The sequence below is a fragment of the Paenilisteria rustica genome (assembly GCF_013820765.1).
In the GTDB taxonomy this organism is placed as follows: Bacteria; Bacillota; Bacilli; order Lactobacillales; family Listeriaceae; genus Listeria_A; species Listeria_A rustica.
The window spans coordinates 132,968-152,496 of sequence record NZ_JABJVM010000007.1; the positions used below are offsets into that span (position 1 = coordinate 132,968).

General features: G+C 44.5%; 17 protein-coding genes and 1 pseudogene. 12 read left to right on the plus strand and 6 right to left on the minus strand.

All coding sequences use genetic code 11. The features are described 5' to 3' along the window. Positions 1-34 precede the first annotated feature (34 nt). Positions 35-1,777, minus strand: a complete 1,743-nt coding sequence (locus HPK16_RS08725; RefSeq protein WP_181676588.1) for an ABC transporter ATP-binding protein — start codon at positions 1,775-1,777, stop codon at positions 35-37. A gap of 334 nt (positions 1,778-2,111) precedes the next feature. On the opposite strand from HPK16_RS08725, the gene HPK16_RS08730 reads away from it, so the two are divergent. The 3 genes from HPK16_RS08730 (at position 2,112) to HPK16_RS08740 (ending at position 3,909) form a co-directional block, all read left to right on the plus strand. Continuing rightward, positions 2,112-2,786 carry a Crp/Fnr family transcriptional regulator gene (locus HPK16_RS08730; protein WP_181676589.1) on the plus strand — a complete coding sequence of 225 codons (675 nt, stop codon included), beginning with the start codon at positions 2,112-2,114 and terminating at the stop codon, positions 2,784-2,786. 134 nt (positions 2,787-2,920) lie between these two features. Then, positions 2,921-3,565, plus strand: a complete 645-nt coding sequence (gene fsa, locus HPK16_RS08735) for a fructose-6-phosphate aldolase (protein ID WP_036093095.1) — start codon at positions 2,921-2,923, stop codon at positions 3,563-3,565. Further along, entirely contained in the window at positions 3,565-3,909 is a 345-nt protein-coding gene (locus HPK16_RS08740) for an SH3 domain-containing protein (RefSeq protein WP_181676590.1), read from the plus strand. Before fsa ends, HPK16_RS08740 begins: the two co-directional genes overlap by 1 nt. Positions 3,910-4,199: 290 nt before the next feature. On the opposite strand, the gene HPK16_RS08745 is transcribed toward HPK16_RS08740, so the two are convergent. Further along, positions 4,200-5,093, minus strand: a complete 894-nt coding sequence (locus HPK16_RS08745) for an alpha/beta hydrolase fold domain-containing protein (RefSeq protein WP_181676591.1) — start codon at positions 5,091-5,093, stop codon at positions 4,200-4,202. A 79-nt stretch (positions 5,094-5,172) separates the two neighbouring features. Here HPK16_RS08745 and HPK16_RS08750 point away from each other — a divergent pair, with 79 nt between their 5' ends. From HPK16_RS08750 to HPK16_RS08780, 7 genes are all read left to right on the plus strand, one after another. Beyond that, positions 5,173-5,445: a helix-hairpin-helix domain-containing protein gene (locus tag HPK16_RS08750; RefSeq protein ID WP_181676592.1), complete on the plus strand. Its 273-nt coding sequence runs from the start codon at positions 5,173-5,175 to the stop codon at positions 5,443-5,445. Then, positions 5,445-6,140, plus strand: a complete 696-nt coding sequence (locus tag HPK16_RS08755) for an NAD-dependent protein deacylase (RefSeq protein WP_181676593.1) — start codon at positions 5,445-5,447, stop codon at positions 6,138-6,140. The genes HPK16_RS08750 and HPK16_RS08755 overlap by 1 nt, the downstream gene beginning before the upstream one ends. Positions 6,141-6,484: 344 nt before the next feature. Then, the gene (locus HPK16_RS08760; RefSeq protein ID WP_181676594.1) at positions 6,485-7,819 is read left to right on the plus strand and encodes a hemolysin family protein; all 1,335 of its coding nucleotides are present in this window, start codon (positions 6,485-6,487) and stop codon (positions 7,817-7,819) included. A gap of 72 nt (positions 7,820-7,891) precedes the next feature. Beyond that, positions 7,892-8,737 carry an RCC1 domain-containing protein gene (locus HPK16_RS08765; protein ID WP_246369354.1) on the plus strand — a complete coding sequence of 282 codons (846 nt, stop codon included), beginning with the start codon at positions 7,892-7,894 and terminating at the stop codon, positions 8,735-8,737. Positions 8,738-8,827: 90 nt separating this feature from the next. Beyond that, the gene (locus tag HPK16_RS08770) at positions 8,828-9,781 is read left to right on the plus strand and encodes a LacI family DNA-binding transcriptional regulator (RefSeq protein WP_181676622.1); all 954 of its coding nucleotides are present in this window, start codon (positions 8,828-8,830) and stop codon (positions 9,779-9,781) included. Positions 9,782-9,908: 127 nt separating this feature from the next. Then, positions 9,909-10,277 (plus strand): hypothetical protein, encoded by a 369-nt coding sequence (locus HPK16_RS08775; RefSeq protein ID WP_181676596.1) that lies wholly within the window; start codon positions 9,909-9,911, stop codon positions 10,275-10,277. A 23-nt stretch (positions 10,278-10,300) separates the two neighbouring features. Further along, a complete protein-coding gene (locus HPK16_RS08780) occupies positions 10,301-10,906 on the plus strand; it encodes an HAD-IA family hydrolase (protein ID WP_181676597.1) in 606 nt (201 codons plus the stop codon). Positions 10,907-10,943: 37 nt separating this feature from the next. Here HPK16_RS08780 and HPK16_RS08785 read toward each other — a convergent pair whose 3' ends face one another. Together HPK16_RS08785 and HPK16_RS08790 are read right to left on the minus strand one after the other, a co-directional pair. Continuing rightward, positions 10,944-11,759 carry an aldo/keto reductase gene (locus tag HPK16_RS08785; RefSeq protein ID WP_181676598.1) on the minus strand — a complete coding sequence of 272 codons (816 nt, stop codon included), beginning with the start codon at positions 11,757-11,759 and terminating at the stop codon, positions 10,944-10,946. A gap of 2 nt (positions 11,760-11,761) precedes the next feature. Then, a complete protein-coding gene (locus HPK16_RS08790) occupies positions 11,762-12,943 on the minus strand; it encodes an MFS transporter (protein WP_181676599.1) in 1,182 nt (393 codons plus the stop codon). A gap of 131 nt (positions 12,944-13,074) precedes the next feature. On the opposite strand from HPK16_RS08790, the gene HPK16_RS08795 reads away from it, so the two are divergent. Continuing rightward, on the plus strand, positions 13,075-13,434 hold the full coding sequence (locus tag HPK16_RS08795; RefSeq protein WP_181676600.1) for a winged helix-turn-helix transcriptional regulator: 360 nt from the start codon (positions 13,075-13,077) through the stop codon (positions 13,432-13,434). A 52-nt stretch (positions 13,435-13,486) separates the two neighbouring features. Here the strand turns inward: HPK16_RS08795 and HPK16_RS08800 are convergent, their stop codons facing one another. After that, on the minus strand, positions 13,487-14,599 hold the full coding sequence (locus tag HPK16_RS08800) for an ABC transporter ATP-binding protein (RefSeq protein WP_181676601.1): 1,113 nt from the start codon (positions 14,597-14,599) through the stop codon (positions 13,487-13,489). Positions 14,600-14,929: 330 nt separating this feature from the next. Here HPK16_RS08800 and HPK16_RS08805 point away from each other — a divergent pair, with 330 nt between their 5' ends. After that, the gene (locus HPK16_RS08805) at positions 14,930-19,231 is read left to right on the plus strand and encodes an immunoglobulin-like domain-containing protein (RefSeq protein ID WP_181676602.1); all 4,302 of its coding nucleotides are present in this window, start codon (positions 14,930-14,932) and stop codon (positions 19,229-19,231) included. A 75-nt stretch (positions 19,232-19,306) separates the two neighbouring features. Here HPK16_RS08805 and HPK16_RS17195 read toward each other — a convergent pair. Next, positions 19,307-19,396, minus strand: a pseudogene (locus HPK16_RS17195) (hypothetical protein); the annotation flags it as partial. Positions 19,397-19,529 lie beyond the last annotated feature (133 nt).

Genomic DNA, 19,529 nt, shown 5'->3' on the forward strand with positions numbered 1-19,529 from the left:
ATTTCCCAAGAAATATTCTTCTCTATTTAAATTTTTAAGTTAATTGTTGTTCTGCGAATGTTGCGTATAGTGGGTGACTGGCAACGAGTTCGCTATGTGTTCCGCGGCCTGTAATTTCGCCATGTTCGATAAATAGGATTTGATTTGCGTTCACGATAGTAGATAGACGATGGGCAATCACGAATGTTGTCCGGCCTTCCATCAAGTTCGCTAAGGCTTGTTGAACGATGCGTTCGGATTGGCTGTCAAGACTCGCTGTTGCTTCATCTAGCATCAAGATTTTTGGATCGCGAAGGAAAGCTCGGGCAATCGCGATACGTTGACGCTGACCGCCGGAAAGTTTCACGCCGCGTTCGCCGACCTCGGTATCTAGTTGGTTTGGCAGTTTTGCAATGAAGGTATCGGCGTAGGCTAGTTTTGTAACAGCCCACAAATCGTCGTCGCTGAATTCTTTATCTAAACCATAACATAAATTGTCGCGAATTGTGCCTGATAGCATCGCGCTTTCTTGGGAAACATAGCCGATTTGACTGCGCCAAGAATGAATCGAAATCTCGTTCAACGGTTGGTCACCAACTAGGATTTCGCCAGAACTTGTCTTATAGTAACGTTCGAGAATCGCGAATAAGGTTGATTTACCGCCACCACTTGGTCCAGCGAACGCGATAACTTCGCCAGGTCGAGTTTCGAATGAGATATCTTGCAAAATAGGTTCCTCTTTATTATAGGAGAAAAAGAGATTATTTGCAGTAATTTTCTTACCGCTAACATCAACTGTATCGCCGTCATAAATATTTTCTTCTTCGTGATCTAGAATTTCAGAGATACGTTCTGTGGCACCTTTTGATTTTTGGAGTTGGGTGAAGAATGTAACGAAAGATGTAACGGGAACGATAATTTGGAACAGGTAAAGTAGGAACGCGATTAGTGTACCAGTGGAAAGTGTGCCGGCTGAGACGCGAATACCGCCGTAGCCGATGATTCCAACGATGACGCCCATTACGACGAATAGCATCAACGGTCCGATGACAGCTGTTACTTTGGCTTCACGAACACCGAATCTTAGCAAGCGCGTGATGCCAGATGTGCCGTCATTGATTTCTTTTGCTTCTGCATTAGACGATTTAACAAGGCGTACTTCGGATAATGTTTGGCTAATAGAGCCCGTGAAGTCGGCGGTTTCTTTTTGCATGCCGCGTGATATTTTGAACATTTTTTGGCCGAGTGGTGCGATAATAACGGCTGTAATTGGCACAGCAACGATGAGTAGCAATGTCATTTTCCAGTCCATGACGAACAGGATGGCGATAGCGCCGATAACAGAGATAACGCCGGTTACGAATTGCGGCAAGCTGTCGGCGATGAGTTCTTTGATGACCACTGTGTCGTTAATCATCCGGCTGACCATTTCACCAGACTTAGTATTATCAAAATAGGATACTGGCAAATTAAGCGTTTTTTTCCATAGTTTCTCACGCATCGATGCGACCATTTTTTGGCCCATTAAGTTGAGTAGGAAAATCGCAAAACCGTTTGTCACGGCTTGGAGGATAAAGACGGCGACGATGGTTGCAATCATTTGCCAGCTCAGTGAGGATGGCGAAAAACCGTCAATTAGATTTTTTGTGAATAGCGGGATTAATAGTCCTGCCGCGGTTGTGACTAAACTTGCCAAAAAGCCGCCGATGATGACTGCTTTTGATGGTCTAGTTGAGATGAGTAGTTGGAAAAACTGTTTCCAGCTATAGGATGACTTAGACTTCGATTTCTTTTTCATGTTTTTTCCATTCCTTTCGATGTTACGGTATCTTTGTGAGGTTTCCCTCCTGCCACTCTAATATAAAGCATGATTGTGAATGGAATATGAACAACTTTGAATGTGATAAAAACTACATTTATCGTACAATTTCATAATTATTAATAAAATGAACTAAATTTCCTATTTCGGGATTTTATAAGACGTATATTTTACTAATTAGGCTCTAAAATCCTATTTTTAATGGATAATGTGTCTAAATTATAAAGTTTTCAGCGGTAATATAGTGGTCATTTTTAGTTATCATATGTTATAATTCAGAGATACATCGATTGGAAAGTGAGAAGGAGAGCCTATGCTATTTCTAAAAGAAGGAAAATCAAGTATTACTGTAACTAAATTAATAGAGTACTGTTTTGAGCATCCGGATTATAATAAATATTGTTCCGTAAGTCGTACAAAAAAAGGCGATATATTACAGAATAAGCAAGACAAAGAATTCAAAATATACTTTATTTTGAGTGGTATTTATGGCGTGGTGATACAGGATGAGAAGCCAAAAGGTGGTATTACGCGTTTTCTAGGGAAGCATGCTTGTTTTGGGTTGCACCATATTTATTATGAGAATTGGAAACCGAACCAAATGTTGCTAAGTCTGGGACATGGTGAAATTATGGAAGTGGATAGTACATTCTTGTTTTCGATTTTAGACGAACATGAACAGGAAGGCACGTTCTTCATGGCGCAGTATTTGGCAGAAGAGCTACAGGAATACCAATTTTTCTGCAAACTTACTTTTTTAAAGAAGGAAGAGCGGATTAGGAAGGTCTTGCTGAAAACTGGACTTGAGTTGGGAACGGAAACCGAGGATGGCATTATTTTGCCGAGGCAGCTTACACAAGAAATTCTGGGAAGGTATACGAATACATCGCGTGAATATGTGGCGCACACGGTGATGAATCTAATTGAGGCTGGAATTCTTCGTAACAGGCCGAAGCCATTACTTATTGTAGACAAAAGTAGATTATAGAACGTTGCTGGGCATGACGCGAATGTTGTGCCTATTTTTTTGAGGAAAAGGCAGTTTATGAGACATTTAGTGGTAAAAGGTATACAATGAGTAGGAAGTTATGAAAGCGTTTAACGCGTATGAGGAGGATGAACATGAAATTTTTTATTGATACTGCAAATGTAGAGGAAATCCGCAAGGCTAACCGAATGGGATTCATTGCTGGGGTGACGACGAACCCGTCATTGATAGCGAAGGAAGGTCGGGATTTTAACCAGGTTATTGAGGAAATTACGTCGATTGTGGACGGTCCAATTAGTGGTGAAGTAGTGAGTTTGGAAGCGGAAAAAATGATTGAAGAAGGCCGCGTAATTGCGAAAATCCATCCGAATATGGTAGTTAAGATTCCGATGACGGGTGAAGGTTTGGCTGCGGTTGCGGTGCTGAATAAGGAAGGTATTAAGACGAACGTGACGCTTGTTTTCTCGGCAGCGCAGGCTTTACTTGCGGCACGAGCGGGTGCTACATACGTTTCGCCGTTTTTGGGACGCTTGGATGATATTGGCTCGGATGGCTTGATTCTGATTCGCGATATTGCAGAAATTTTTGAGGTGCATGATATTGATACGGAGATTATTTCGGCGAGTGTGCGTCATCCGATTCATGTGATTGAGTGCGCGCGTGCTGGTGCGGACATTGCGACGATACCGTTTAAAGTATATGAGCAAATGTTGAAGCATCCACTGACTGATTCAGGAATTGAGAAATTCTTGGCGGATTGGGAAGCGACGCAGAAATAATGAATAAACAGTATAACGTGAAAGTAGCGCATCAACCGACGGAAACCAGTCCATTATTTGTGAATAAAAACGAGGATTTGTGGATTGGCGAGCGAGATGGGAATACTGGCTGGATTTCTTGCACGACAAAAATGTCTGGAAAAACTGGCTTTGTTCCTGAGCAGATTTTATCGCGAGCTAGCGCAGATTCTAAATCAGGTACGGCGACGGAAGATTATTCGGCGCGTGAATTGTCGGTGAAGACTGGCGACAAAGTGGAGAGTAATCGCGAGCTAAATGGCTGGGCTTGGTGTATTGATGAGGATGGCAATGCGGGATGGTTACCGCTTGAAAAACTGAATTAAAAACGAAGAGTTTGGGACATAACCGAGATAAATCGGCGGCAAGCGTTCGCATTCAGGGAGTTTGGCGGACTTCCGGTTCTGCTACACAAGAGCAGTTTCGCTTAACTTCTTACATGGTCGGGGAAACTACTCCCTCCTTGTTTTCAGTCATCATGTACAGTCGTACACTCCGCTTCCGGCTTCCACCAAACTCCCTGAATACAAACGCTTTCGCTCGATTTGTGTAAAGCAAAATTTTTCGTCCTACCCGAAGTAAAGGGAAGGGCGTTTTTGCTGTATCTCGCGTTTTGTCACAGACTTTTTGTTTTGAGATGGGAGATAATTTTGCGACGGGCATCTTCACCTTCTGGAATAGGGTACAGCGGGAAGATGTGGGGATAGTCGGGATACTCGTGGTAAGTGGTGTTTTCCTTGTTTTTCTCGGCAAAAAGGCGCGTATCTGGATTCGTTAAATCGCCTGTACTGCTAAAAATGATGCATGGTGCTGTGTGTGTGAAATCGCCGAAAAGTGGGCTGATAATAGGATTTTGCAACGTGTGCGTGCCGCGATACCAGTCACCTATTTCCTTTAGAGCCGGTGTACCAACGATGTAGTCTTTTTCCTCGATGGGAGCAATGTCGGGATTTGTGAGATTGAGATCAACAACGGGTGAAATCGCGATGATTTGTTTTGGTTGTGGCAGGTCTAATGTTTGTAAATGTTCGCTGAATGTTAGCGCAATATTGCCACCTGCTGAGTCGCCCATGATGGTGATTGTGTTGGGGTGCTGGTTTTTTAGAACATTTTTATAGATAGTTGTGAGGTAGCGCATGACAGTATCGACATTGTGCGCAGGTGCTAACGGATAAAGTGGAACGATGGCTTTGCTGTTGGTTTCGTTGACTAGTAGTTGGATGAAGTCCCAGTGTAAAGAGCTAATGGGGAGCACGAAGCCGCCGCCTGCAAGATAAATAATGAGGTTTGTTGTGTCGGATTTTGGAGAGATTTCGTATACATCGAAGCTTTCTACTTGATGGGAAGTCACCAAGCAGGAGTCGCGTAATTTTTTGGTCGGGAGAGCTATTTTGCTTTGTTTTTTGGCGATTGCGGTTTTGAGCGCAGGGCCTTGGAGGTACCAGAGTTTGTTTATTTTGCCTACTTTTGCGATGGTTTGGATCATTTTTAGTTGGATGCTGGTTTTCATTGGGTTACGCTCCTTTAAATGTTTGGTAGTTAGTATAGCACGCGTGGTAGAATAGAAGCAAGGAACGGAGGCGGTCGAAATGAAAGATGAATTATTGCAAATACCAGGAAGCGGCAAGCGTTTGACCGAGGCGCTGCACAATATTGGTGTTTCTAAAATAGCAGATTTGAAAGGGAAGAATCCACTGCATTTGTATGAGTTGATGTGTGAATTTGAGGGCGAGCGGGTGGATCGATGTGTGCTGTATACGTTTCGATGTGCGGTGTATTTTGTGGAGACGGAAGATCCTGATCCGGCGCTTTTGAAGTGGTGGAATTGGAAGGATCGATTATATCCTGGGGAGGTGGAATGATGGGAACGCTTGCGGAGAGTTTGGCGAGTAGCGAACGGGTCGTGTTCTTGACAGGTGCCGGCGTTTCGGTGCCATCGGGAATTCCTGATTATCGCTCGAAAAATGGACTTTATACGGGGCTGGAAAATCCGGAGTATTTGCTGAGTGCGACATGTTTGCGGAACGAGCCGGATAAATTCTATGCATTTGTGCGAGATAATATGTACTATCCAGGCGCCGAGCCGAATGCGATTCATGAAAAAATGGCGGAAATCGAGCGGCGCGCGGGAAAACAAGTGACGGTTGTGACACAAAATATTGACGGCCTGCATGCAAAAGCGGGATCGCGCAATGTGGTGGAATTTCATGGCAGTTTGTATCGCTGTCATTGTCAGAAATGCGGCATGACGGTGCGTTCCGAGCAATACTTGGAATCAGATAAACACGAAAACTGCGGGGGCATCATTCGCCCAGAAGTAGTATTATATGAAGAAAATTTGCCAGAAGACGCAATAAATGGAGCATTAGCAGCCATCACAAAAGCAGATTTGATAGTCATCGTAGGAACGTCATTCAAGGTGAGCCCATTCTGCAACCTAACAGACTACCGCAAAAGCGGAAGCACGGTTTTCGCAGTAAATCAAGAGCTACTACGACTATCCTTCCAATACACAATGATCCAAGATGACGCTGTCAGTATTTTTAAAGAATTATGATTTCTTGCGAACAACTAGTGAATCATGGTAAAATTTTAAAAGTACGGACAAACTCGAAATGAAGCCAAGTTTCTTATCTTTTGGGTAGGGAGAAGACTACGCTTTACACAAATCGAGCGAAAGCGTTTGAATTTCCTCTATTTTGTGGAAGCCGGAAGCGGAGCATACTTGCGTATGTGATGACTGAAAACAGGGAGGGAGTAGTTTCCCCGACCATGTAAGAAGTTAAGCGAAACTGCTCTTGTGTAGCAGAACCGGAAGTCCGCAAAATAGAGGAAATGCGAGCGCTTGTCGCCGATTTACTTCGGGTATGCTCTACACTATGCAAAGGAGTGGATGGTTGGATGAACCCTGACCCCGAGAGTCAGCAGATTATTGTACAATTAATTCTTATTTTGGTGTTGACGTTATTGAATGCGTTTTTTGCTTCGGCGGAAATGGCTTTAGTATCGCTTAACAAAAACCGTGTCAGATCACAGGCGGAGCAAGGGGATAAGAAGGCCCAGTTGCTTGTGAAAATGATTGATGATCCGAGCCGATTTATCGCGACAATTCAAGTTGGTATTACGCTTGCTGGATTCTTCTCTAGTGCGGCGGCGGCAACAAGTATTGCTTCTGTGTTAGGAACGCGATTTGGTGGGACTGCTTTTGCAAATGAGATGGCTGTAGTCGTTGTGACGATTATTTTGTCTTATATTACGCTTGTTTTTGGTGAGCTTTATCCAAAACGGTTGGCTTTGCAAAAAGCGGAGGCGATATCTCGTTTTTCAGTGCGACCAATCATGATTATCAGTACTATTTTGATGCCTTTCGTTAAATTTTTGTCGTTCTCAACAAATGTTCTTGTGAAAATCACGCGTATGGATAAGAACGAGAATCCGGAAAAAATGACGCGTGAGGAAATGCAACTCATTATTGAGACTGGTAGGCGTGACGGTGCGATTGAAAAAGCGGAACTTGACATGCTTCGTGGTGTTTTTGAAATGGACACGATTTATGCGAAGGAAGTGATGGTACCGCGAACGGATAGCTTTATGATTGATGCGAATGAGGATTCGGGCGTGTTGGTAGATAAACTTTTGGAGCGTAATTATTCGCGTATTCCAGTTTATTTGGATGATATGGACTCGGTGTATGGTATTCTGCATATGAAAGATTTATTTTTGGCGGCGAGGAAGCAAGGTTTTGAGAATATCGACGTGAAACAGTTAGTAAAAGAGGCTTTCTTTGTGCCGGAGACGATTTTTGTGGATGATTTATTGAAAGCAATGCAAAAATCGCATAACCAAATGGCGATTTTGATGGATGAGTATGGCGGCGTTGCGGGTATCGTGACGGTGGAGGATTTATTGGAGGAGATTGTTGGCGAGATTGATGATGAATTTGATGCGTTGTCTGACGAGGTGAAGCAGTTGGATGAGCACACATTTATTGTGGAGGGACGTATGCCGATTGATGATTTCAATGAATTGTTTCACGTGGAACTTCCCGATAAGGGGATAGATACGATTGCGGGCTTTGTTTTGACGCAGCTGAAGACGATTCCGGATGATGGTGAAGAGGTCGTTTTGGAATATGAGAATTTAACTTTTGTTGTGACGGAGATTAAGGATTCACGTGTTGTCACAATACGAGTGGAGATAGAAAAAAACAAGATCACAGAGCAAGAAGATAAATAATAAGGAGTGCGTTTCAGGGTGATGTCCCAGAGACGCCTTTTTTAGTCCAGACAGATGGGAGGAATGGTTAAAATGGGAACTTTAGTTGGTGGTAGTCGGCATACGGTTGGTTTGCAAGCGGATGGGGCTGTTGTTGCGACTGGTGACAATAAATTTGGACAATGTACGCTTGAGAAATGGCGTCATATCGTGGATGTTGCAGCGGGGAATGTACATCGGGCAACTAATACCGGCAATGCTCATACTGTTGGGCTGAAATCAGATGGTAGCGTGATTGCGGCGGGTTGGGATAAACATGGACAATGTACTGTTGATGACTGGCGTGATATTTCAGCAGTGGCGGCTGGGTGGTGTCGAACCATTGGTCTGAGGCGTGATGGGAGTGTGATTGCTATTGGGCGAAATAATGAGGGCGAGTGTGACACATCTAGTTGGCAGAACATCATCGGTATTGCGGCTGGCGACTGGCATACTGTTGGACTTGCGAGAACTGGCTCTGTGGTGGCTATTGGTAATAATCGATATAAACAGTGTGCGGTGATTGATTGGAAAAATATCATAGCTATTGATGCGGGGTATCTTCATACGGTGGGCTTGCAAAGAGATGGTACTGTCATAGCTACTGGGCAGAATACGGATGGTCAATGTGATGTAGCGGATTGGCGTAGCATCGTGGCGATAGCTGTTGGAAGTAAGCATACGGTTGGGATTCAGGAGGATGGTACTGTTGTTGCGGTTGGCGATAACCGATTTGGCCAGTGTGATGTCATTAGTTGGCGCGATATCGTAGCGATAGCAGCTGGTTGTGGACATACGGTGGGTTTGAAAAAAGATGGTACACTGTTGGCTATCGGTGATAATAGTTATGGTCAATGTGATGTAGGGGCGTGGCATAATACCCAAATGCCGATTGTATAGTTCGTTGCTCCATAATGACATTTTTGGGACTTGAGAAGTGCTTATATTATCGGTATGATGATGGTATAGATGAAAACGGAGGTGCGTGGCTTGTCGAATATTAAGGATATTGCAAAACTGGCGGGGGTTTCGGTGACAACGGTTTCGCGGGTTTTGAATGAACATCCGTATGTGGCGGAGGAAAAACGTAAGCGTGTTCAAGAGGTGATGGTGAAGCTTGATTATAGTCCGAATCGGAATGCGGTGGATCTTAGTCGTGGGCGGACGAATACGATTGGCTTTGTGCTACCGTATAATGATCATCCATGGTTTGATAAGGTGATGAATGGTGTGCTCGAGGCGGCTTTTGCGAAATGTTATTCGGTGGTGATTTGTCCGACGGGGTATGATCGTGGGGAAGAGGAGCGGTATTTGCGGATGCTGAAAACGAAGCGGATTGACGGGCTGATTATTGCGTCACGGGCGAATGATTGGGAAACGATTGCGCCGTATGCGAATTATGGGCCGATTGTGGCTTGTGAGTACATAAATGATCCGCTGATTTCGTGTGCGTATGTGGATCAGTTCCAGGCATACACGGACGGGTTTCAGATTTTGAAGGATGCGGGGCACGTGCGTGTGGGATTTACGGTTGGGCGTGAGGAGCAGTGGAGCAATAGCACGAAGTTGAAAATGATGGCGTATGAGGCGGTTTTTGGGGAGCTGGATACGGCGTTTATTTTGCAGGATTGCTATGATGTGGCGGACGGGAAACGTGCGGCGGCGGCATTTTTGGCTTTGGCGGAACCTCCGACAGCGATGTATGCGAATGGGGATGAGGTTGCGGCTGGGATGCATTATTATGTGACGCATCAGGGCCTGGACGTGCCGCGGGATATCGCGATTTTGGGTGAGGAAAATTTGGCGATTGCGGATGTGCTGGATATTTCAACGGTAGATAAGAATTTACGGGAGATTGGAAAGCGTGCTGTGGAGCTATTTTTGAGTGGAAAAGTGGAGAAAAAATTGGTGGAGCACAAAATTATTATGCGAAATTCGATATAATGGCTTGACCTGAAACGCATTTCATCATTTATCTTTAGTGTAGAGTGAAAACACTAAGTATTTGTTTTGGTGTAGGATGCCGATTTATCTGGTGTATACTCTACACTTGATTAGGGGGGCGATTGAGGTGCGTGTGGAAGGTATGTGTAAGGTGACGGCGAATTTTGGGATGGAGATTCAGTACGGGGAGTTTTATTTGGAACGGGATTATCTTGTTTTTGATCGGAATTATAGCTTGGGCTTGAAGAAACGGCAGACGTTTCCGATTGCGAAATTGACGGATATTGTGGTTGTTCCGGAGGATGGACGGCTGTATGTGACGTTTGCGTGTGGGGATATGAGTTTTGAGTTGGATGAGCCTGTGGATGGTGATTTGGCTACGTTTGTGCGCGAATTGAGGACGGCGAGATATGGTGTGAAACCGGAAGTGCAGCATTTTAAATATGAGAAGAGACGGCAGTATACGACGCATCACCAGCATCATTTTGTGGAGTGAGCGGCGAGAGGAGCGGTATTTTGGTGTATAAAACGGTGATTTTTGATGTGGATGGAACGCTTTTGGATACGGAACGCGTTGTTTTACAGGCGTTACGTGATGCTTTGGGGAATGTTGGCTTGCATTACGAGCTGGATGATTTGCGATTTGCGCTTGGGATTACGGGCGAGAAAGCATTGGCGCAACTGGATGTAAGCGACCCAGAGGCTGTGATGGCGGACTGGTTTGCGATGGAGGCTAAGCTGAATGAGGAGGTTGAGATTTTCGACGGAATTGTGGAGGTTTTGGCTGAGTTGGACGGGATTGGAGTGGTGACTTCGAAAAATGCGGGCGAGATGGAGACGGGATTTTATCCGTTTGATCTGGTGAAGTATTTTGACGCGATTGTTTGTGCGAGTGATACGGAGAATCATAAACCGCATCCTGATCCACTTTTGCGATGTATGGAATTGCTTGGCGCTGATCCGGCGGCGACGCTTTATGTTGGGGATGCTACATATGATATGGGATGTGCGCATGCGGCTGGTGCTGATTTCGGGCTGGCGTTGTGGGGCGCGAAGAAGACGGATGGTTTTGAGGACGCGAATATCGTTTTGGAGAAACCGAGTGATATTTTGAAATATGTTTGATATAAAAAAAGCTAAGGCGTGCCTTAGCTTTTTTGCTTTAGAAATCGATGTTATCTGGGTCTGGGCCAACGCGGAGGTTTTGATTGAGGGCATCGATTTTTGTGAGTTCTTCGGGTGTTAATTCGAAGTCAAAGATGGCCATGTTTTCGGCGATGCGGTGGGCTTTTGTTGATTTAGGGATGACGATGATGTCGTTTTGTAAGTCCCAGCGCAGGATGACTTGGGCGACGGTTTTGTCGTGATTTATTGCGATTTTTTGGAGTGTTGGGTTGTCGAAAAGGCCGCCTTGCATGAGTGGGGACCAGGCTTCGACGCGGATGTTGTTTTCGGCGCAATACGCGATGAGGTCTTTTTGTGTGAGTTGTGGATGGAGCTCGATTTGGTTGATGACGGGCATGATGGTGGCGTGTTTTTTGAGCGTTTCGAGATGGTGAATCTGGAAGTTGCTGACGCCGATTGCGCGGATGCGGCCGTCTTTGTGGAGTTTTTCTAGGGCGCGCCATGCGTCGATGTATTTGCCTTCCACTGGCCAGTGAATGAGATAGAGGTCTAGATAGTCGAGTTCCATTTTGCGCAGGGTTTCGTCGAATGCGGCGAGCGTTTCTTCGTAGCCGAGATCGGCGTTCCAGACTTTGGATGTGATGAAAAGTTCGCTGCGCGGGACGCCGGATTCGCGGATGCCTTGCGCGGTGCTTGTTTCGTTACCGTAGATTGCTGCTGTGTCGATGCTGCGGTAGCCGAGTTGGATGGCTTTTTTGACGGCGGACACGAGTTCTGCGCCTTCTTCTACTTTAAATACGCCGAGTCCAAGGACGGGCATGTCGATTCCATTTGCTAATTTGACTGTTTTCATTTTTAAAATTCCTCCTGTTTGGTTTCTAATTTTTTACTCCATGCGGTAAGGGCGACGGCGATGAGGACCATGATCATGCCTATCCAGGTGGTGTCGCGGATTTGCATATGGGTGATGACGAGGCCGCCGAGATAGGAGCCAAGCGCGATTCCGGCGTTGAAGGCTGCGATGTTAAGGGCGGACGCGATGTCGACGCCTTTTGGGACGAATTTCTCGGCTAGAATCACGACGTAGACTTGTAAACCGGGCACATTCATGAAGGCAAACACGCCCATGAGTAGGATTGTGGCGAGGCCGAAGATCTTGGATGGGGCGGTGAAGTAGAGCAATCCGAGCACGACGGCTTGTGCGATGAACATGTAGAATAGGGCTTGAATTGGCCGTTTATTCGCGACTTTACCACCGATCATGTTGCCGACTGCGATGGCAATCCCGTAGATGAAAAGGAGAATCGCGATGGAGCTCGTTTGGAAGCCGGTGACTTGTTCGAGAAGCGGTGTTAGATAGGTGAACACGACGAAGGTTCCGCCGTATCCTAGCGCTGTGATGGCGAACACGAGTAGTAGCGGGCCGTTCGTGAGCACTTTGACTTGGTCGCTGAGCGTCATTTTGGTGCCAGGACGCAGATTTTTCGGGATCAGGATGAGGTTCGCGATGAGGGCGATGATGCCGATTGCTGCGATGCCGAAGAACGCGACGCGCCAGCCAAATTGTTGCCCGATGAGTGTGCCGATTGGGACGCCGGTTACGGTTGCGATGGTTAGGCCGGTGAACATGATGGAAATGGCGCTTGCCCGCTTGTTTGGTGGGACAAGGTCAGCCGCGATGGTGGACCCGATGGACATGAAGACGCCGTGCGCGAAGGCAGATATGATGCGGGCGATGAGTAATAGCGTGATTGTTGTGGAGAACGCCGCGGCTAAGTTGCCGAGTATGAATACAATCATGATGGTGAGCAGCAAGGTTTTGCGATTCATGCGTGATGTGAGTGCGGTCAAGATTGGTGCGCCGAACATGACGCCGACTGCATACAGCGAGACGGTCAGCCCTGCGGTACTCACTGGTATTGCTAAGTCTTCGGCGATGAGCGGTAACAATCCGACACTGATAAATTCGGTGGTTCCAATCGCAAAAGCACTAACTGCTAAAGCTAATAATGCAAAAATATTTCGATTCCCTTTCAAAGTTAAACCCTCCTAAGTTCTGCTTGCTTTTTTGATGACAAGTGTTATTATGATACTAATGGACATTTAAAACAAGTACGTACTTTTTTGTAATGTAGGCACTTTTTAGTACCTATAGAAAGGAGCGAAACATGCAAAAGAAATACAATATCTCTGTCGAGGCGACGCTTGAGGTGCTCGGCGGCAAGTGGAAATGTGTGATTCTATGCCATCTAACACATGGGAAAAAACGAACAAGTGAGTTGAAACGGCTCATTCCGTCGATCACGCAAAAAATGCTCACGCAACAATTGCGAGAGTTAGAACACGACGGAATTATCAATCGGATTGTATATAATCAAGTACCGCCAAAAGTGGAATATGAGCTGAGCGAGTACGGAAAATCATTGGAAAGCATTTTGACTGCCTTATGTAATTGGGGAGATGTCCATATTGAACGCGTATATGGCGATCGTTCGGAGTTTCTGGAAGATAGTATTTTGAATAAGTAAGCATAAAAAATCCTGTGGAGGAATTAATTCCACAGGATTTTTTTAATATTAATCAGTCGCGACCATCTTCCACAATCGAAAGTTCATTATCTACATCGAAGAAATGCGATTTAGACATTTCAAACGCGTATTTAATTTTCTCGAATGGTTCATGGTTTGAGCGCGAGTCAACACGTGCTACAAATTCGTGTGATCCAACTTTAGAATGGAGCATGAACTCAGCACCTGTAAGCTCGGCAACGATAATTTCAGCGTCAAAAGTAGAACCTGGGCTTGCTTCGATAACAAGTGGCTCATCATGAATATCTTCCGGACGAATACCAAAAACGATATCTTTGCCAGCGTAGCCTTTGTCATTCAACACTTTCAGCTTACCTTCTGGAACTTCAATCGTGAAATCATCACCGACAAATTGTGTTCCGTTTAGTTTACCTTTAAAGAAGTTCATCGCTGGGCTTCCGATAAAACCGGCAACGAACATGTTTACTGGGTGATCGTATACTTGCTTTGGTGAACCGACTTGTTGGATAACGCCGTCTTTCATAATAACGATACGCGTCGCCATTGTCATCGCTTCGGTTTGGTCATGGGTTACATAGATCATTGTTGTGTTTAATTGTAAATGTAGTTTCGTGATTTCGGCACGCATTTGTACACGTAGTTTCGCATCTAGATTCGATAACGGCTCATCCATTAGGAAGACTTTTGCGTCACGAACGATGGCGCGGCCTAAAGCTACACGTTGGCGTTGTCCACCAGATAGTGCGCTTGGTTTACGTTTTAAGTACTCGGTTAAGCCTAAGATATTTGCAGCGTGCTCTACGCGTGTTTGAATTTCGGCTTTTGGCATTTTGCGGAGTTTTAGACCGAATGCCATGTTATCGTATACAGTCATATGTGGATATAGCGCGTAGTTTTGGAAAACCATCGCGATGTCGCGGTCTTTCGGTGCGACGTTATTCATTACTTTGCCGTCAATGCTTAGTTCGCCTTTTGAAATTTCTTCAAGTCCAGCGATCATGCGGAGTGTCGTTGATTTACCGCAACCAGATGGTCCAACGAAAACGATGAATTCCTTGTCCGCGATCTCCAAGTTGAAATCCTCAACTGCCGTTACCTTGTTGTCGTATATTTTATAAATGTGCTCGAGTGATAATTGTGCCATGTTTATTTACTCCCCCATCAAATTGTTTTTAGCTTTGAGTTCATTGTATATGAAAACGCTTTACGAAAACTATGTCAGGTTGCACAAAGAATGAAAAGTTTGATTGGGCAAGTTGCATAGGCGAGTTGAATATGTGAACAAAACTCCACAATTTAAGCCCAGCTCACTGGAAATAATGTGAGAAAGAGGGTATTTTAATGAGCAAAATATAAGTATACTCTGGATTACGCATTAAATATATTCAAAAAAGGTAGTAACTGCACAAAGCGAGGTGAGTTAGGAAGTTGTACGTAGCAAAATATAAACTAACGTAAAAAGGGGTAATCAATGATGAAGATAAAAGCTCGAACGCTATCCAAACTGCTAAAGATTTTTCTATCCATAGGTATTGTTCTAGGTACTTTGTTACCAAATATGTTGCCTGTTGGAGCAGCAATTACGGAGAATAAAGTTAGCAATGACATAGTCTATCAAGAAAAAGATGCTACAGGCTTAAGAACGTTCGCTGGCAGTCTACAGCTAGATATTAAAGAAGACAAATCATCAGCAGGTAACGATGTGGTTGTTTTGCGAGATATCAGTGGAAGTTTCAATAGTTATATCGCTAGTGAAACACAAATATTGAAACAACTGGCATCAGAGCTTAATTTAACAAGTGATCGAATGATGGTTGTCAATACAAATCCACCGAGCTATGAATTTCTAGCGGTTCCTTTGACAAATAACTTAGCTCAGATCAACCAAGGCTTAGATTCGCTTTCATTTGGAGCATCAACGCAACCATATGATGGGGGTTTTACATTTGCAAAAGCTGAATATGAGAAACTGAAAGGTGTGACAACTAATAACACGGTTTTTATCATGATAACTGATAGGGACTCGTTGGTAGGCGGTACCGGAGTAATAAATGCGGGCGCGCAACAGGTGAAGAATGCAGGTTACAAGGTAGGGTTGATTTATATTGACTCGAATCCTAGTAATATCGCGCTGGCTAAGACTTTACCATCTAGCCCAGACTATTTCTTCAACGATACAAGTATGGCGAACGGCGTCAATGCATTACGTGAAATGACGCAACGCATGTATACCGTTCAAGAGGCTACTTTCGAATGGACAGTATCAGACAAACTCGACCTATCCAACATCGTAGCAAAAGATGATCAGGGAAAAATCGTTCCCATCGAGATCACTGGAAATACAATCAAATTAAAAACACCACAAGATGGCGATAAAACAATTCATATCGAGTATTCTGTGAAAGAAAAAGAACGCCTGACGGAAGAATTAAATGTTGGAACTGGAACCTTCACCGCTTCTCAAAGCGAGCAGAGCGTTCCAAAAGTATCGATCCAGAGCAACAACATTCCTGTCATTCACGCATCGAATCAAACCGTGTCAGCTGGGGATCCATTTAACCCGTTAACAAGCGTTACCGCGGATGATGTAGAAGATGGTGACCTGACCGCGAGCATCAAAGTTACTGAAAATACCGTAAACGTGAAAAAAGAAGGCAACTATACGGTCAAATATGAAGTAACCGATAAAGATGGCAATACGGCTACAAAAGAAATCACAGTAACCGTCGTGGCAGATGGTCCACAAATCGCGGCGAAAAACTTGGAAGCTGTTGCTGGAACTAGCGCAGCAGACGTTTCTTGGTTTACAGATGTAACAGCGAGTGACAAAGTGGATGGCGATCTTAGCACCAAGGTGACGGTGGATTATAGCCAGGTCAATTTTGTCAAAGAAGGCGCCTATCCAGTCATTTACAACATCGAAACATCCAACCAGAAAACAGCTACGACAACTGTGACGATGACAATCACAGCCGACAAACCAGTCATCGCAGCGAAAGACTTAACAGTAATAGCTGGTCAAACGTCTAGTGATGTGGCCTGGTTTACCAATGTGACGGCAACAGATAAAGCAGATGGAGACATTTCTAATCAAGTAAAAGTGGACAATAGCCAAGTCAATTTTGCTAAAGAGGGTACGTATCCAGTGACTTACTCCGTTACAAATAGCAATCATAAAACGGCAACCAAAGAAATCACGCTTACTGTTACCGCCGACAAACCGGTCGTGACGGCTAAAAATCTAGCTGCTATCGCTGGAAGCAAGGCGGATCAAGTAAATTGGTTCACCGATGTGAGCGCAACAGATAGAGTAGATGGTGATATTAGCCAACATACAAAAGTGGATTACAGCGCGGTGAACTTTAGCAAAGAAGGTTCGTATCCCGTTATTTACACCGTAGAAAATAGTAATCAGAAAACAGCTAGCATCACTGTAAATATGCTTATTACCGCCGATAAACCAGTACTGACAGCGAAAGATCTAACGACGATTGCCGGTACGAGCGCATCAAGTCTCCCGTGGTTTACAGATGTCAAAGCGACTGACAAAGCAGACGGCGACATTAGCCAAGATGTAAAAGTGGATTATAGCGCTGCGAACTTCCAAAAAGAAGGCACGTACCCAGTCACATACACGGTGAAAAATAGTAACAATAAAGAAACGACGACAACCGTCAACCTCACTGTTCTAGCGGATGCACCAAGTCTGCAAGCGCAAGATATGGCGATGATTGCCGGTGATAATGTGGCAGCGCATAGTTGGTTTACTGGCGTGACAGCATCAGATAAAGTAGATGGAAACATAAGTAAAGATGTGACCGTTGACTATAGCCAAGTGAACAGCAAAAAAGAAGGCGCGTATCCCGTTATTTATTCCATCACGAACAGCAATGGAAAAACGACAACCGTCACAGTCAATCTTACTGTTAGCGCAAAACTACCAGCTCTAACAGCCGTAGATTTAGTGGCAATTGCAGGTCAATCCGCAGATGAAATTTCGTGGTACAACAATGTGACCGCAAGCGATAAAGTGGATGGTGACATCTCCAAGCAAGTGAGCGTCGATTACAACCAAGTCAATTTCAAAAAAGAAGGCAGCTATGCAGTCACGTATCGAGTGGAAAACAGCAATAAAAAAGTCACCACACAAACCGTGACGATGACAATTACCGCCCAGAATCCTGTGATTTCCGCAACTAATTTAGCAACCATTGCAGGAGATACAGCAAGCGATGTCGATTGGTTTGCAGGTGTGAAAGCCCAAGATAAAGTGGACGGCGACATTAGTAAAGATGCCAAAGTAGACTACAGCACGGTCAACTTCAACAAAGAAGGCGTCTACCCTATTGTTTACTCTGTGAAAAATAGCAATAACAAAGAAAGCTACACTACCATTAATTTGCAAGTTTCAGCAGAAGATCCTAACCTAAGCGCGAAAGACCTCACATTCGTAGCAGGCGATGACCTAGCGCAAGTAGCATGGTTCACGGATACGAGCGCAACGGATAAAGTGGACGGCGATATCAGCAAAGATGTCAAAGTGGATTACAGCAAAGTCAATGGTAAAAAAGAAGGCACGTATCCAGTGGTTTATTCGATCACTAACAGTAACGATAAGACAACTACGATGACAGTCGCGATGGCGATTACTGCAGAGGCACCGGCCTTAGAGACACATGACTTAACAGCTATTGCAGGAGATACCGACAAGGACATTGCGTGGTACGAAGATATGCACGCAACCGATAAAGTCGATGCTGATATTTCTGCCAACATCAAGGTAGATTACAACGCTATCAATTTTGCAAAAGAGGGCACGTATCCAGTGATTTACACCATCACCAACAGCAACGATAAAACAACTACGAACACAGTCAACATGGTTGTGACCGCAGAAGCCCCAGTTATCGAAGCGGAAGATCTGAACGCAACAGCTGGCGATACGGAATCGGACGTTGCGTGGTTCGATCAAGCAACAGCAACTGACCGCGTCGATGGCGATATTAGCGACGCTTTAGAAGTAGACACCAACGCCGTGGATTTCTCGAAAGAAGGAGATTATCCAGTAGCATACACCATCACCAATAGTAATGACAAAACAACCGAAAAAATCGTTCGCCTCGTTGTAACAGCAGAAAACCCAACGATTACAGCCAAAGATATCACGATTAAAGCTGGAACAAAAGAAGACGAAATCGAGTGGTTCACAGATGCTAAAGCAAGCGATCGCGTTGACGGAGATATTAGTGAGGACATCGAAATCAACACAGACGGTATTAACACATTAAAAGAAGCTTCATACCCAGTGACATATTCTGTTACAAATAGTAATGGGAAAACAGCGACAACAACGATCCAACTTCAAGTTACAGCAAGCGCCCCAGAGCTAGATGCGAAAGACCTTACTGAAAAGGTAGGAGTCAGCCCAACAGATGTCGATTGGATGAAAGAAGTTACGGCCACAGACGATGTGGATGCAGATATCCTGAAACACGTGAAAGTGGATTACTCACAAGTAGATTTCACAAAAGCAGGGGATTATAAAGTGACCTACAGTGTAACGAACTCAAACAACAAGACAGCATCTAAAATAGTTACAATGACACTAACAGCAGAAGCACCAATCCTAATTCCAAAACCAGCACCACCAGTTCAGCCGGTAAAACCAGTAACCCCATTACCACAAACAGGAGACCATCAAGAGAACGGGTATCTATTCTTAGGCGGACTTTTAATATCTTGCGCCTATGTACTCTATAGAAGAAAGCAACTTTAAGATAACTAACCAAAAATAAATAATCCAATAAAAAGCTATCGACTTGTCCCTCATTTTCTATGACAGAGAAATGGGGATAAGAAGATAGCTTTTTGAAATTCCTTCAAGTCCTACGGTCATGCGGAGTGTCGTTGATTTACCACAACCAGATGGTTCAACGAAAACGCTTTACAAAAACTATGTCGGTTTGCATAGGTGAATGGAATATGTGAACAAAATGCCATAATTTAAGCGTCGTTTACGGGAAGTACTGTGAGAAATAGGGGTATTTTAATGAGGAAAATGTAAGTATACTATG

Bases quoted from the DNA above. Each gene is read 5' to 3' on its own strand.
- HPK16_RS08755 (WP_181676593.1), top strand. From the start codon at position 5,445: ATGGGAACGCTTGCGGAGAGTTTGGCGAGTAGCGAACGGGTCGTGTTC.
- HPK16_RS08805 (WP_181676602.1), top strand. From the start codon at position 14,930: ATGAAGATAAAAGCTCGAACGCTATCCAAACTGCTAAAGATTTTTCTA.
- HPK16_RS08730 (WP_181676589.1), top strand. From the start codon at position 2,112: ATGCTATTTCTAAAAGAAGGAAAATCAAGTATTACTGTAACTAAATTA.
- HPK16_RS08740 (WP_181676590.1), top strand. From the start codon at position 3,565: ATGAATAAACAGTATAACGTGAAAGTAGCGCATCAACCGACGGAAACC.
- HPK16_RS08725 (WP_181676588.1), bottom strand. From the start codon at position 1,777: ATGAAAAAGAAATCGAAGTCTAAGTCATCCTATAGCTGGAAACAGTTT.
- HPK16_RS08785 (WP_181676598.1), bottom strand. From the start codon at position 11,759: ATGAAAACAGTCAAATTAGCAAATGGAATCGACATGCCCGTCCTTGGA.
- fsa (WP_036093095.1), top strand. From the start codon at position 2,921: ATGAAATTTTTTATTGATACTGCAAATGTAGAGGAAATCCGCAAGGCT.
- HPK16_RS08745 (WP_181676591.1), bottom strand. From the start codon at position 5,093: ATGAAAACCAGCATCCAACTAAAAATGATCCAAACCATCGCAAAAGTA.
- HPK16_RS08765 (WP_246369354.1), top strand. From the start codon at position 7,892: ATGGGAACTTTAGTTGGTGGTAGTCGGCATACGGTTGGTTTGCAAGCG.
- HPK16_RS08760 (WP_181676594.1), top strand. From the start codon at position 6,485: ATGAACCCTGACCCCGAGAGTCAGCAGATTATTGTACAATTAATTCTT.
- HPK16_RS08750 (WP_181676592.1), top strand. From the start codon at position 5,173: ATGAAAGATGAATTATTGCAAATACCAGGAAGCGGCAAGCGTTTGACC.
- HPK16_RS08800 (WP_181676601.1), bottom strand. From the start codon at position 14,599: ATGGCACAATTATCACTCGAGCACATTTATAAAATATACGACAACAAG.
- HPK16_RS08795 (WP_181676600.1), top strand. From the start codon at position 13,075: ATGCAAAAGAAATACAATATCTCTGTCGAGGCGACGCTTGAGGTGCTC.